The organism is Brevibacillus sp. JB24b, assembly GCF_051713385.1.
Lineage (GTDB): Bacteria > Bacillota > Bacilli > Brevibacillales > Brevibacillaceae > Brevibacillus_B > Brevibacillus_B laterosporus.
Map to the genome: position 1 here is coordinate 1722798 of NZ_JBNVQV010000001.1, position 13472 is coordinate 1736269.

General features: G+C 39.8%; 13 protein-coding genes. 7 read left to right on the forward strand and 6 right to left on the reverse strand.

From position 1 onward, the window contains the following. Positions 1 to 192 precede the first annotated feature (192 nt). From ACQV1I_RS08410 to ACQV1I_RS08430, 5 genes are all read right to left on the reverse strand, one after another. Entirely contained in the window at positions 193 to 1368 is a 1176-nt protein-coding gene (locus ACQV1I_RS08410) for an MFS transporter (RefSeq protein ID WP_094699231.1), read from the reverse strand. Between the two features lie 102 nt (positions 1369 to 1470). Then, complete coding sequence (locus ACQV1I_RS08415) at positions 1471 to 1782, reverse strand: ArsR/SmtB family transcription factor (protein ID WP_094699309.1); 312 nt, start codon at positions 1780 to 1782, stop codon at positions 1471 to 1473. A gap of 119 nt (positions 1783 to 1901) precedes the next feature. Then, positions 1902 to 2708 carry an ABC transporter permease gene (locus ACQV1I_RS08420; protein WP_104032169.1) on the reverse strand — a complete coding sequence of 269 codons (807 nt, stop codon included), beginning with the start codon at positions 2706 to 2708 and terminating at the stop codon, positions 1902 to 1904. Further along, the gene (locus ACQV1I_RS08425) at positions 2695 to 3486 is read right to left on the reverse strand and encodes an ABC transporter ATP-binding protein (RefSeq protein ID WP_116334579.1); all 792 of its coding nucleotides are present in this window, start codon (positions 3484 to 3486) and stop codon (positions 2695 to 2697) included. Before ACQV1I_RS08425 ends, ACQV1I_RS08420 begins: the two co-directional genes overlap by 14 nt. A gap of 3 nt (positions 3487 to 3489) precedes the next feature. Then, entirely contained in the window at positions 3490 to 4485 is a 996-nt protein-coding gene (locus tag ACQV1I_RS08430; protein ID WP_094699228.1) for an ABC transporter substrate-binding protein, read from the reverse strand. Positions 4486 to 4692: 207 nt separating this feature from the next. On the opposite strand from ACQV1I_RS08430, the gene rnz reads away from it, so the two are divergent. Both rnz and ACQV1I_RS08440 read left to right on the forward strand, forming a co-directional pair. Then, entirely contained in the window at positions 4693 to 5637 is a 945-nt protein-coding gene (gene rnz, locus ACQV1I_RS08435; protein WP_104066342.1) for a ribonuclease Z, read from the forward strand. Between the two features lie 185 nt (positions 5638 to 5822). Next, the gene (locus ACQV1I_RS08440; protein WP_116334580.1) at positions 5823 to 6938 is read left to right on the forward strand and encodes an MSMEG_1061 family FMN-dependent PPOX-type flavoprotein; all 1116 of its coding nucleotides are present in this window, start codon (positions 5823 to 5825) and stop codon (positions 6936 to 6938) included. Positions 6939 to 7122: 184 nt separating this feature from the next. Here the strand turns inward: ACQV1I_RS08440 and ACQV1I_RS08445 are convergent, their stop codons facing one another. Continuing rightward, positions 7123 to 8031 carry a DMT family transporter gene (locus ACQV1I_RS08445; protein WP_116334581.1) on the reverse strand — a complete coding sequence of 303 codons (909 nt, stop codon included), beginning with the start codon at positions 8029 to 8031 and terminating at the stop codon, positions 7123 to 7125. A gap of 98 nt (positions 8032 to 8129) precedes the next feature. Here ACQV1I_RS08445 and ACQV1I_RS08450 point away from each other — a divergent pair, with 98 nt between their 5' ends. The 5 genes from ACQV1I_RS08450 to ACQV1I_RS08470 all read left to right on the forward strand — a co-directional run bounded on the left by ACQV1I_RS08450 (position 8130) and on the right by ACQV1I_RS08470 (position 13238). Then, positions 8130 to 9005: a LysR family transcriptional regulator gene (locus ACQV1I_RS08450; RefSeq protein WP_147304276.1), complete on the forward strand. Its 876-nt coding sequence runs from the start codon at positions 8130 to 8132 to the stop codon at positions 9003 to 9005. 332 nt (positions 9006 to 9337) lie between these two features. Further along, positions 9338 to 9934 carry an RNA polymerase sigma factor gene (locus ACQV1I_RS08455; RefSeq protein ID WP_116334583.1) on the forward strand — a complete coding sequence of 199 codons (597 nt, stop codon included), beginning with the start codon at positions 9338 to 9340 and terminating at the stop codon, positions 9932 to 9934. Next, positions 9888 to 11582, forward strand: a complete 1695-nt coding sequence (locus ACQV1I_RS08460; RefSeq protein ID WP_116334584.1) for a DUF4179 domain-containing protein — start codon at positions 9888 to 9890, stop codon at positions 11580 to 11582. The genes ACQV1I_RS08455 and ACQV1I_RS08460 overlap by 47 nt, the downstream gene beginning before the upstream one ends. Before the next feature lie 180 nt (positions 11583 to 11762). Continuing rightward, positions 11763 to 12614 (forward strand): alpha/beta fold hydrolase, encoded by an 852-nt coding sequence (locus ACQV1I_RS08465; RefSeq protein ID WP_116334585.1) that lies wholly within the window; start codon positions 11763 to 11765, stop codon positions 12612 to 12614. 393 nt (positions 12615 to 13007) lie between these two features. Continuing rightward, positions 13008 to 13238, forward strand: coding sequence for a hypothetical protein (locus tag ACQV1I_RS08470; RefSeq protein WP_094699220.1), 231 nt, complete (start codon positions 13008 to 13010; stop codon positions 13236 to 13238). The last annotated feature ends 234 nt before the right edge of the window (positions 13239 to 13472 follow it).

Sequence of the window (13472 nt, forward strand, 5' to 3'; positions counted from 1 at the left end):
CTCTATGAAGATAGAGAACTTTGAATCTAAGATAAAAAAGCCGGATATACCACACTAGCATGGGTATACCGGCTATTTTTCTAATTTGAGTAGTATACAGGAGGGATGATTAACAGTACTGTGTTACATACGAAAAAATCAACTTTTCATCAGACGAGACGGGATTTCTTTTGCAAACTCTTATGCCAGATTTTACGCCACATCTATTTCCTCTTTGGCAGATCTGAATATTTTTATTTTTATCATGATGAAGAGGAAAGCAAGCAATGCAAATGCTATTCCACTCCAGAGAAGCTGATGGATTCCCAGTTGAGAAATAAACCAGCCACCGATAGAAGCTCCCAACGTAATTCCAAGATTGGAGAACGAGACAAATAAACTATTGCCGAACTCAGGAGATTCTTTTGCCTCAGTCATGAGCCAGGTTTGGCTGATGATAAGGCCACCAGAATGTATGATTCCCCAAATACATACGATAACCACCATCGGGATGAAACATGAACCCAAATAGTAAGCAAGTACGTAAATGACCATATATAGAAGCGGAAACGATATCACTGTCTTTGGTAGGCTTTTTTGTAAGGAACCCCCAAACAAAAAATTGCCAACTATCATAATTAGTCCAAACACCATCAACATTAAACTAATCCAGGAGCCATTCATGTGTGTTACCTGTCCCAGATATTCGGCAAAATAGCTATATACAGAAAACATAGCTGCAAAGATACATATAACTGTAGCGATATTTAACCATAATCCAGGCTTTCGTACTATACTAACCTGCTTTCCATAAGACATCTTTTCTTTTACAGGCATGGAGGGGAGCCAAAATAAAATTCCTGCAAAAGCAATTGCGCTTACAATAGCCCCAAACAGGAAAGCAGCCTCTAATGACAATTGTTCGGCGAGAAAAGATGTCAAAGGGATGCCAAAAGCAAATCCGACAGTTATTCCAGCGAAAACCTTTGTGATTGCTTGCCCGCTTTTTTCTGGAGGGACAAGCTTGGCTGCGGTCACGAGAGCCACTGAAAAAAAGACAGGATGAAAAATAGCAGGCAGAATACGGAAAGCTAGCATGATCTCGAAGCTAGTTGTATAAGCATAAACAATATTTGCAATCGTGAACATAAGGATAGCAGTTAACAGAATTACTTTTCGATTGACACCAGAAGCAAGCAATGTCAGAAATGGGCCTGAAATAGCAACGACTAAAGCAAATATACTTACAAGTACTCCTGCCTGTGAAGTTGTTATATTAAATTTCTGTGTGATCTGGGGGAGAACCCCTACAATCCCCATTTCAGTGGTAATGATACCGAATACGCCTAAAGCCAGCATCATGATAAGAAGAGGGTTAATCTGTTTCATATAAATAAATCTCCATTCTTCCTCGTATAGGGAACCTTCTTTAACATATACATATCTATATATCTAGATATTAAAAATCAAAAAAATATACCTCCTTTCCGTTTATAGTTCTTTTTGGACATACTCGGAAAATTCCTGGATGGTCTTTTCATTTCGTCGATAATACGTCCATTTTCCGATTCGTTCAGAATCCAACAGCCCAGCTTTTTGCATGGTTAACAAATAACTAGAGATGACTGATTGTGCTAAACCAGATTTCGTTTGAATATCGCCCACACATACACCAATTTGAAAATTTAGCCCTTGTTGTAAATAGGGTTTTTCATCAAAGAATTCCCCTGGATTTTTTAGCCATAGCAAGATTTGTCTACGCGTCTCGTTTGTCAGTGCTTTATAAATCAATGAAGGTTCCATACGGATTATTATATCTATTTTTATAGATTTGTAAATGTAAGTTGTGTGCATTGTTATCCTTTGAGGGGGATGAAAGGAAAAAGCCGCCCTGAATTGGAGCGACTTTTCGGTATTGCTATCTATTTAAACTGGCTGGTAAGCCTCTTCTCTAAATAGCTTACACCTTGGTACATAAAAGCGGCGACGAGGGCAATGACGAAGAGAGATACCATGACCAGGGAAAAATTGAAAACCTGAAATCCATAAATAATTAGATAGCCTAAGCCTTTTTGAGCAACTAAAAATTCTCCAACAACAACGCCTATCCAAGAAAGTCCGACATTTACTTTTAAAGAAGAAATAATCGTAGGCATTGTGGCGGGAAAGATCACTTTGGCAAACATCTGACTTTTGCTTGCACCAAAGGTCTGCATGACTTTCAAATAGTTAGGATTAACCTCACGGAAGCTAGAATAAATCGTTATGGCGGTAATAATAATCGAAACAGAGAGTGTCGTTGCGATAATGGAGATGACTCCAGGACCTAAACCTACAATAAACAGAGGACCCAATGCAACTTTGGGCATGCTATTTGCAATGATTAAATAAGGCTCCAGCACTCGTGATAAAAATGGAGACCACCAAATCATGATGGCGAGTAAGGTACCAAAGAGGGTTCCAAGTATAAAGCCAATGACAGTTTCAAGTACGGTTACGCTGGTATGCATCACCAAGCTCATATCAGTCATTTTTTCAATAAACAAACTCCAGATTCGACTAGGTGAGCTAAACAACAGAACATCAATCCATTGGAAGAAAGCGGCCATTTCCCACGTACCTAAAAAAACGAGTAAGATTAGAAGCTGAGTGAGAAAAACCAACCATTTGGTACGTGTTACGCTATGTTTATACTGCTGATGAATGCGATCGATGTTAATCTGCTCCATCAGAACTTCCCTCCATCTCTCTCCACACGTGGTTATACAGATCGGAGAAGCCGGTCAATTGTCGAGCTTGGAACGGCAACGCCTGACGGATGATCTCTGGTATCTTCATTTCCGAACGAATGCGTCCCGGATTTCGATCTAATATGTAGATTCGGTCTCCCATAGCTACTGCTTCTTGTAAATCATGGGTGACTAAAATAGCCGTTTTTTTGTGGCGACGCAAGGTTTCAATAATAAGATCTTCAAGTTTAAGCTTCGTCTGGTGATCCAGAGCGGAGAAGGGTTCATCTAGAAGAAGGATTTCTGGTTGACAGGCAAGTGTTCGGACCAAGGCTACACGTTGTTTCATTCCGCCAGATAATTGCTGTGGGGAAGCCTTGCGAAAGTGAATCAGCTCCATCTCTTCTAGGAGATGCAAGGCATATTCTTCATTTGCTTTGGTACGGATTCCTTGCACCTCTAATCCGAGAAACACATTCTCTTCTATCGTGCGCCAGTTAAATAAATAATCTTGTTGAAGCATATAGCCTACCTTACGAGTAGTTCCTGTTAGGTGATTTCTGTCTACGTATATTTGACCTGCCGTAGGTTTTTCAAGTCCTGCTATGAGTGAAAGTAAGGTGGTTTTTCCACAACCGCTCGGGCCTACTAAACAGACGAACTCACCTTCCTCCACATGCAAGGAAATATTGTTGACTGCCATGAATGCGTTGCGTGGGGTTACGTATAGGTGGGTGACATGGTTTAACTCAATTTTTGCTTGAGGAGAAGGGAGCATGAGCTATTTACCTCCTAACGCCTGTTTGGCAAACGTATCATTCACTAGTTTTTCATAAGGTACTGATTGTTTCAGCTCTCCAGCAGCTTTCATAATTTCCAGCAATAATTCCCAGTCGTCTTTTTTTAATAAGGGAGTAGCTGAATAAGCAGCCTGTTCCTGATAGCGCTTAACGGAACGAGTGAGGATATCTGCTTTTACATCCGAAAAATAGGGAGTAATCACTTTTGCCACTTCTTCGGCAGAATGAGAATGTACCCATTGTTGCCCTTTATAAATGGCGTTAGTAAATCTCTGAATGTTTGTTTTATTTTTCAGGATATAGCTTTGTTTGGTCATATAGCTGGTATAGGGAACATTTCCGCTTTCCTTACCAAAGGAGGCGACTATATAACCGATGCCTTCTTGTTCAAATTGCGATGCTGTTGGTTCAAAGAGTTGCACAAAATCTCCAGTACCTGAGGCGAAGGCAGACGGGATATTTTTAAATTCAATGTTTTGCAGAACGGTGGCATCTTTTTGGGGATCAATGCTGTTTTTGTTCAGTACAAACTCTCCGACCATCTGGGGCATGCCACCTTTTCGTTGGCCAAGAAATACCTTGCCTTTTACCTGATCCCAAGCGAAGTGCTTTGGTTTAGAACGAGCGACGAGGAATGTGCCATCGGTTTGGGTGAGTACGGCAAAATTAATGATTGGATCTTGCGGACCTTGTTGATCTACATAAATGCTGGTCTCAGAACCAACCAATGCGACATCAATTCCATCGGATAGCAGGGAGGTCATTGTTTTATCGCCACCCCAGGTGGTTGTTACTTCGACTTCTAACCCTTCTTCTTTAAAAAATTCCTTTTCTAATGCAACGTATTGTGGGGCGTAGAAAAGGGAGCGAGTCACCTCTCCTACTCGGATTCTATTCGAATTACTGCTGGAGCAACCGCTCAAAAAACAGGCAAGACCTAGGCAAAGAATAATGCCTAGGATAAGGAAACGTTTCATGAAAAAACCTCCTAGGCTTTTCGTTTTACTGTAACCTATGCCCAGTCGCGGTGAATGGTGAACGGATAAAAGAATAATAAGGAGTATTTATCGCTATACCTTTAGGAATTGTAATGTTATAGGGTTAGATGAAATTTCGCTTCAAATATGATAAGATTGGTAAAATATGCACGTGGATTTTACATAAAGGATGGAGGTGGATAGGGCATGCAAATTGTTTTTCTTGGAACTAGCTCAGGAGCCCCTACCACTAAGCGGAATGTATCGGGTATCGGACTTCGTCTCATGGATAGAGGCACGTGGTGGCTCATTGATTGCGGGGAAGGTACGCAACACCAAATCATGCGTTCTGTGCTAAATATTTCGCAGTTGGAAAATATATTTATTACGCATTTGCATGGCGATCATTTATACGGATTAATCGGGATGCTAGCCAGTCGTTCTCTAAGAGGGGCTGATACAGGTGGAATAACGCTATATGGACCAAAAGGCATTGATGAATATGTACAGGCTATTATGCGTATTAGTCCAGTTCATTTACAGTATCCCCTTATCATTAAAGTGGTGGAGGAAGGAATTATTTACGAGGATGATACCATTGTTGTAGAAGCGGCAAAGGTAAAGCATCGTGTTCCCGCTTTTGCCTATTCGATGACGGAGAAGCCCCGTCCTGGTGCGTTTAAGATTGAATTGGCAAAAGAAGCGGGTATTCCAAAAGGACCGATGTATGCTCAGCTTAAAGCTGGAGGGAGTATTCAATTAGAAGATGGCAGGGTTTTTCATGGTAAAGACTTTGTGAACCCACCTCAGCCAGGTCTTAAGGTCGCATTTAGTGGAGATACTGTACCTTGTCAAAATATGGTTCGTTTAGCCCAAGGAGCAGATATGCTCGTGCATGAATCTACTTATGTACATCAGCATTTAGAATTAGCTGAACGAAGTGGTCATTCAACAGCTAAACAAGCAGCGGAAATCGCTGTTGCAGCAGAAGTAAAAGGCTTGTTGCTTACGCATTTGAGCCCGCGTTATGATATCGAGGACGGATCGATTACTCTTGATGATATGTTACAGGAAGCACAGGAGGTTTTTCCAAACACACAGATTGCCCAGGATCTCGGTGTTTATGAAGTGAAAAGAACGCGTTTGTTGTAACGTATATGGTAATAAGCATCAGTCAAACCCTTGGAGCACAAAAAGTGATACAAGGGTTTTTTCTAATTTGTGAAGCCTTCCTAGCTGAGAAAAGACCTTATTTTTGGTTGGTAATGATTATCATTTTAGGTATAATTATGGTGAATGAATCCTTTCAAAGAATGCTTTAAAAGGGGGTAACAAAGATGAAGGTGCCCATAGATTTCACAGTGCAAACGGAAGCGCAGTTGCGAGAAGTAGTAGGTTCTCCGTCTGAGGCTTTAATGGAAAAAATATTACCCACATTAGAGGAGCAAAGCCGCTACTTCATTCAGCATTCGTCTATTGTATGTGCCACAACGAAGCAAAAGAATGGTCTCTTACATGCGTCTATGTTCGGTGGGGAGAAAGGCTTTGTTCGTTCCATTGCTGAGAATAGTTTGTTTATTCCAGTAACAGAAGATGGGGATTACATGCGCATGATTGAAAATATCAATGCGAATCCATTCATCGGGCTATTATTTTTTGTACAAGGAGTGAGTGAAACCCTACGAGTCAATGGTAGAGCCAGCATTGTTAGAGAAAAAGAATTACTGACCGTTCATTTTCCAACAGATCAGCAGCTAGTAGCAGCGATACAGGTAGAGGTCGAGGAGTGTTTTTTACATTGTGCCAAAGCCTTTTTTCGCTCTAAGCTGTGGGATTCTACAACCTATCTGCCTAATTATCATGCGGGGATGCCTTCAACAGATGACCTCTTCCTTCGACAGGCTATCCTAAACGAACAAATGCAATCGTTTATGAAGTACTCTCCATTTATTTGTCTCGGCTCCAGTCAAATGGAGGGGGGAGCTGATATATCGCCCAAGGGTGATCCAGCAGGGTTTGTACAAATAGTAGACGAACAAACCATTTTAATTCCTGATCGTCCCGGGAACAAAATTTGCGATAATTTTCAAAATATACTTGTTAATCCGTATATATGCGTTCTCTTTTTTGTTCCGGGTGTGGATCAGATCCTCAGTATTCAAGGCAAAGCATCTATTGTAAAAGAAGCAAAATTATTAGAACCTTTATCAATAGAAGGCAAATGCCCAGCGTTAGGCATATGGATAGTGATTGAAGAAGTGACCTTGTCTTACTCTCAAGCAATGGTGAATGCTGGATTATGGAATCCAGCCAATCAAATAGATCGAAAGACGTTCCCTACGATGGGAGAGATGGTGATGAAACAACTAGCCCATTCTAAATATATAAAAGGGATGAGTGCCAAAGCTTTTGATGACATGGCAAACCAAGAGTACAAGCAGCGTTTATATTAAATGTAAATGAGTAAGATGGCTGTAAAAGCCCGAATCCTACAATTCGGGCTTTTTTCTGTTTCAATTGTTTAGAACACTATCTATCCTAAAACATTACAGATCGGATGGTAATCCTCTGATTCAAAACTTATTTACAATAAAGTGAGTATTTAGTTAAATATTCAATAAACGAGAGTAAGCAGGTTTATTGATGTATCGCAATTTTAGACGTTTTGTTCAAACGTTTCGGTTTGAAATTAACCAATACAATACTTCCGGTAATCAATACAAGTCCAGCGATCAGGTTAATTGTCACCTTCTCATTGAGGAAAAGTACGCTAATAATGACGGAGATGAGCGGAATGAGAAAGGTAAAAGCTCCCACCTTGCTGGCTTCGATTGTAGCGAGTAGTTTAAAATAAACAAGCCAGCCCAATGCAATGACAAAAATCGATATAAAAAGAGTAGCAACGATAAACGAAGTATTCCAAGCAATGTCAGACCAGCTTTCTACAGCTGAACCTGAGCCCAGCATAACGATACCACCAAATGTAATCTGTATTGCCGTCATCCAAACAGAATCTACCTGTGTTGCTGTTTTTTTCATATAAATCGTCCCAAAGGCCCAACTGAAGGAAGAGGCGATGGCGAGTATAATCCCCCAGATTGACATGTTGCCAGTAAATCCATCAGTCGATAACGAAGCAACGCCGAAAAATCCTAGTAGTAGACCGAGGATTTTTAATCCGTACATTGATTCTCCAAGCCAAAGCCAGGAAAAAATACCGAGTAGTACGGGCTGAAGAAATACGACGGCCGAGAACAGTCCAGCTGGCATGTACTGCAAGCCTATGGTTTGAAATCCATAGTAGAGAATAATGTTCAAAACGGAGGAAATGAGATAGATATGCCATGTTCCTTTTAAGTGAAGCTGTTTGCGTTTTACTACTGCAAAGGAAATTAAAATAAGTCCACCGATAAATGTCCTCAAGCCAGCGAACAGTAATGGCGGTGTATAGGTTAATGCATATTTAGAAAGCGGCCAGTTAACGCCCCACATAAGAACCAAGAATGCGAGATATAGAGCCGCCTTTATTCGAGATTGTTGATACATGTAAGTCCACTCCTTGTCTTGTTGTCACAATACATGATAGAATGATTTTTCATATAAATAAAATGAATGTTTTTTATAGGGGGCATACCAATTTTGTTATGACACATGCACAAATGGAATTATTCGTCAAAATTGCTGATACTGGAAGTTTCACCAAAGCAGGACTAGAATTAAATATGACGCAGCCTGCCGTTAGTCGTGCCATCTCTACACTGGAATCGGAGTTAGATGTGACTCTTCTAATTCGTGATCGGAAAAACGGTATCATGCTTACCGATGTAGGAAAACGAATTCTAGTTTTGTTTCGGGACATTTTACAGTCTTTTGAAAAAGTACACCAAGAAATCGCTAGTGAAAAAGGTCTTGAAATTGGCACGATACGCGTTGGCGCATTCCCGGTGGCGTCTGCTCACTTTTTACCCAAAATGATTAAAGTCATGACCGAAAAATATCCCCATTTGGAATTTGTGATATACGAAGGAACCATCGACGAGATTAAAGAGTGGCTAGAAACCCGAGTGGTGGATATCGGTTTGATTATTCCACCAGACGATGAATTTGAAACGATCCCTTTTTTTCGAGAGAGAATGTACGCTGTGATAAGAGACGACCACCCTTTGCAAAATCGTTCGGTCATCTCTGTCAAAGATTTGAGTAGCGAGCCGTTGATTAGCTGTAAATCAGGTTATGAGCCGCCTATTGTTGATTTGTTTAATCGAGCACGAGTAGACCTGAGGATCAGGTTTGTTGTGAAAAACGTAAACACAGCACTAAGTATGGTACAAGAGGGGCTTGGAATTGCTGTACTGTCGGAATTATCGCTTTGGGCGCTTCCACCTAATGTGCTCAAACGAGAACTGGAGCCAGAAGCATTTAGAGAGATCCGTTTGGCAGTTCCTTCATTGAAAGAGTCTTCCATCGCTGTTCAAATGTTTATCCACACGGCACGTGAGCTCTTTTCTGGAGAGCATTAATACATGGGATTGGGCGTTTCAAATCATCCATCCCCAAATGCTTCATCAAAATGTTCAAAAGTAAGCTTACTAGTTACAAAACAAAGGAGTGAGGAAAAACTAGCCTCACTCCTTTTGTTACATAACATGTAGAAACGGGAAATCTTCTCCTAATGTTCAGCTGTTTTTATTGCAATAGAATCAGGTTATTTTTGGAATAATAGTTCGAATTCTAGTGTTTTAAAAATTTTTAAAAAATGTAAGAGGGGTCTCCCTGATTTTTCGTTATATATAAATGAACAGACAAAAAGGTAAGAGCTGCGCAGCCCCTTTTTGGAATGGGAGGATAGTAAATGCAGGAAGATGAGGAGATTATTGAGCAAATCTTACAGGGCAACAAAGAAATATATGCTCAGATTATTCACAAGTATAAGGGTAAGGTGGCTTCTATTCTCACGAAAATGTTAGGTCATTCATCGAATATGCAAGATATTGTTCAAGAGATTTTTATTAAAGCATACTACCATTTGCCAGAATATCAATCACAGCAAAAATTTTCGGCATGGCTATATCGTATCTCCATTAATCGTGGACTAGACGAGGTACGCAAGCGAAAAAGAACACCGTCCGTTATTGACCTAACCTTTGAAATAATGGATAGTTACACACCCGAAAAAGCCTATCTGGACAAGGAGCAGAAAGAGTTTTTACAGCAACTTTTATTACGTGTTGACGATGAGTATCGAATCATTATTGAGATGCACTATATTCAAGATTTAAGCTACAAAGAAATAAGTGAAAAATTATGCGTATCGATGAGTACAGTAAGAATGCGTCTTTCTTATGCGAGAAAAAAGGTAAAGGATGAATTTATTCGGATGAACAAAAGGGGGGAGTTTATTTATGAAGTGCCTGAGCCAACAACAGCTGATAGCATACATGCACGATAAACTTCCTACAACGAAGAGAGAGCATCTAGAAAAACATCTGGATCATTGTAGTGATTGCCAAAAACAGCTAGAGCAATTTGTTGATGAATTGGTTAGCTTTGGTGATGACAGATGGACAGACGACTCGTTTTCAGAAACGTTTGAACAAGACATCATAAATAAAATCCACCCTTATCCTGTAAGTGTATTAAAGCAATCAGTCGCACATAAGTTGTCCCAAAAAATGAATTGGAAAAAAAGGAGTATAGACATAATGAAAAAAATGACGATAACAGTAGCTGGATTGGCATTGGTTGTATCTTTAGGAACGCTTGTTTCTCCTACTTTTGCTACCTATGTAAACGGATTATATACTGGTCAAACAGATGTTGGTATAAATGTTATTTCGATGAAAAATAGCTTATTTTCTGACTACAAGAAAGCTGATGAAGGTCTTATACATGCTATACAAAAAGGATATTCAAAACATCTGGATTTGTCTGTTACAGATCAAGGGCTTACTTTTGAAGTAAAAGAGGTTTTAGCCGATCCATTGCGGATTACCATGATTCTTGGAGTGAAGGATAGTAAAGGAAACCGTTTAGATGTAAGTGAGTTGTTTGATGAAGAGGAAATTAGCTTAAAGGATAAAAAGGGAAATGTATTGAAGCCGAATCAGGATCTTGCTAATAATCCTCTTTATGAAAAGGAGTCAGATTTTTGGGCTCATCGTATAAATGGTGATTATATCGTGCTAGAGCGAACACTGTTCGATTTTTATAGAAAAGAAAAAGCTTTACCAGATGAAATGAACGTTGAACTTAATGTGAAGAAACTAGGTGGAACGAATGGGAATTGGAAAATACAGGTTCCAATTGAGATGAAAAAGGCCAAAGAGGCGACAAAAACGAAAAAGATTAATCAGGAATATACTAGTCCTCAGGGATTAAAGATTAGTTTAAAAGAGGTCGTATTTGCTCCAAGTGGTACTCAGCTTATTATGGAGACAACCGCCAAGGGGGCAGATAAGGAGTTTACCTATGAGCTTGTTGATGAACAAGGAAAGAATATGGCTGCATGGGAAAGTCCTAGCTTCAGAGGAGCCCCTCCTATTGATGCGCCTCTTTCTGATAAGAATGGAAGTAGTAATAAAAATGTAATAGATTCACTCACAGAGCGTATTAGATTAGCAGAGGGGTCAGAGAGATGGTTCCATACCTTTACTCCAACTTCAGAGAAAATGACCTTTAAGCTTACCTCTTTCATTCTACGTGAGGCAGCCAATTTCGAAGCAAAATTGAATATAGAGAAGCTACAAAAAGAACCTATAAAAGTTGAGGGGCAAGGGAATCTATTCCGTTTTACAAAGTTTAATCAAAACGAAAAAGCAGCGAAGGGAGGAAGCAGTATTGACTTTGAAGCTGTTTTCCCAAAAGATTTTATAATAGTGAGTGGATGGAAAATCAAGGATGAAACTGGGAATAAAATAAATGCGGTTTTCCCCTCTGGAAAGACAATAATCACTCCAGAAGGAAACGTACAATTACAAGGAAAGCTGATATTTGATAATGGTGGTAAGCTTCCGAAAGAGCTTACAGTTACCTATGATAAAGTGTTAAAACAAAACCATAACGTACAGTGGGAAGTACCTATTCATCTAGAGAAATAATAATTAGCTATACAATGAAAGGTACGAAAATATATGTCAAGCTATCCGATTCGGATGGCTTTTTTTCTTGAAGAAGCAATACTTCAGCGAGTGGGATAACACTTTTTCTGAGTACCCACTTTACTACTCTAGGCATATTATATAGGCAAAAGTAACAAAAACAAGAAGCAGGTGGCCAAAATGTACGAAGGTATAAGAGAGAACCCTTTTTATCCTGTAGGTGATCTTGAAAATGTGCCATGCCCATATCTTCATCAGCACTTCTATTATCCATACCCAAGTGATTTTCCATATTCTTCTCCTATCACCTTTGTTTTAGTTCACGGTGCTTGGGGTGACTGTAGCTATTGGTATAATACAGCGGAGGAACTATGTAAGATGGGTAACATAGTTTATACTCCAAATTTACCAGGACATGGGAGAGATACGAATAAATCGGTAACTCACGACGATTATGTGAGGTCCGTCATTGATTTCATAGAGGAAAGAAATTTACGTAATTTTGTTCTTGTCGGGCATAGCTTCGGGGGAACAGTGATCTCTAAAGTGGCAGAACAGATTCCCAAGCGAATCAGACGACTGGTGTTTATGGATGCGTTCGTTGTACGTAACGGCTATAGTGTTGCGGACGAAATACCACCGGAAGGAAAGGCCCTTTGGGAGGAGCTTGCCAGAGAATCACCTGACAATACGATCATGCTACCTTTCCAAAACTGGCGGGAAACGTTTATGAATACAGCTGATCTTGAACTGGCTTCGGAGATTTATCAGACTGTTACTCCAGAACCAGCAGGGCCACTATTTCAGAAGCTGGATCTTTCCGTATTCTATAGTCTTTCTATTCCTAAAAGCTACTATTACCTCACGGAGGATACGGCGCTTCCACAAGGAGAGCGGTACGGATGGCATCCACACATGTCCAGTCGGCTTGGATTGTTTCGGTTAATAAAATCAAAAGGGGATCATATGACCTCTTTTTATGTCCTACCGTCTATGATTGCCAAAAATCTGGTTAGAGCAGGCAGAGATTAATAAGAATATGTCAATCAACAATGGGAACGATATATGTTTGCCATAAATTACGCCGTAAGATAACGTAAGTAAATACCTTGCATTTACCAGAGAATATTCCTGTTCATTTCATTCTGAATATCAAGGTACATCGACTAGACGTTGAGAAGGATAATGACGATAAAGGTAGACCTGTAAAAAATATGGGGTAATTGAGGTAACATCTACTTATCATAACGACATAGACTGGAGTCTCGATATACTTGGCCCAAGTGAGTGATTTGATCCATTTTCTGTAGAACGCTCATTTGGGCGTTCTTTTTTCTTATACACCTTCTCCTCTTTACCAACGCCCCATTTAATGCCATAATGTCGCCATACAGTGTCAATAACAGACAGGAGTGAATGTAGATAATGAAACGCATTACTTTTCAAACCCCAGCTGAGCTTGCTGATTATGGACGTGAGCATGAGGTAGCGATCACTGTGGAATTTCGGGATGAAAATGGGAAGCAACGTCAAGTGATTTTATCTGATGAGCGTTTAGCTGAAATTGGGGAGTATTTAGCGAAAACAAATGCTATGGCTTATTTTAAAGAGGAAAAAATCTTTTATGAAGTAATTGCTGAGTGGCTTCGAGCCTAATAAGACCAACACGTCGAGTCCTATTGCAAGGTAATTCAACAATACACCGGATTAACGAATAGAATACTTATACTATCTGTTAAACCATAATAGAAGAAAAATGTCATAAAACCCATGATTCCTTACATATAAAGGTTTCATGGGTATTTTTGATATAATTTTCTTTTAGGTAATTCAGTAGTATGTCGAATAAAAATGGCATTCTACAAACACAGCTACATACATATTTCCTTA

Coding starts and splice junctions, on each gene's coding strand:
- ACQV1I_RS08430 (WP_094699228.1), bottom strand. CDS start 4,485: ATGAAACGTTTCCTTATCCTAGGCATTATTCTTTGCCTAGGTCTTGCC.
- ACQV1I_RS08455 (WP_116334583.1), top strand. CDS start 9,338: ATGCAGGAAGATGAGGAGATTATTGAGCAAATCTTACAGGGCAACAAA.
- ACQV1I_RS08450 (WP_147304276.1), top strand. CDS start 8,130: ATGACACATGCACAAATGGAATTATTCGTCAAAATTGCTGATACTGGA.
- ACQV1I_RS08410 (WP_094699231.1), bottom strand. CDS start 1,368: ATGAAACAGATTAACCCTCTTCTTATCATGATGCTGGCTTTAGGCGTA.
- ACQV1I_RS08460 (WP_116334584.1), top strand. CDS start 9,888: ATGAAGTGCCTGAGCCAACAACAGCTGATAGCATACATGCACGATAAA.
- ACQV1I_RS08420 (WP_104032169.1), bottom strand. CDS start 2,708: ATGGAGCAGATTAACATCGATCGCATTCATCAGCAGTATAAACATAGC.
- ACQV1I_RS08465 (WP_116334585.1), top strand. CDS start 11,763: ATGTACGAAGGTATAAGAGAGAACCCTTTTTATCCTGTAGGTGATCTT.
- ACQV1I_RS08415 (WP_094699309.1), bottom strand. CDS start 1,782: ATGGAACCTTCATTGATTTATAAAGCACTGACAAACGAGACGCGTAGA.
- ACQV1I_RS08470 (WP_094699220.1), top strand. CDS start 13,008: ATGAAACGCATTACTTTTCAAACCCCAGCTGAGCTTGCTGATTATGGA.
- rnz (WP_104066342.1), top strand. CDS start 4,693: ATGCAAATTGTTTTTCTTGGAACTAGCTCAGGAGCCCCTACCACTAAG.
- ACQV1I_RS08425 (WP_116334579.1), bottom strand. CDS start 3,486: ATGCTCCCTTCTCCTCAAGCAAAAATTGAGTTAAACCATGTCACCCAC.
- ACQV1I_RS08440 (WP_116334580.1), top strand. CDS start 5,823: ATGAAGGTGCCCATAGATTTCACAGTGCAAACGGAAGCGCAGTTGCGA.
- ACQV1I_RS08445 (WP_116334581.1), bottom strand. CDS start 8,031: ATGTATCAACAATCTCGAATAAAGGCGGCTCTATATCTCGCATTCTTG.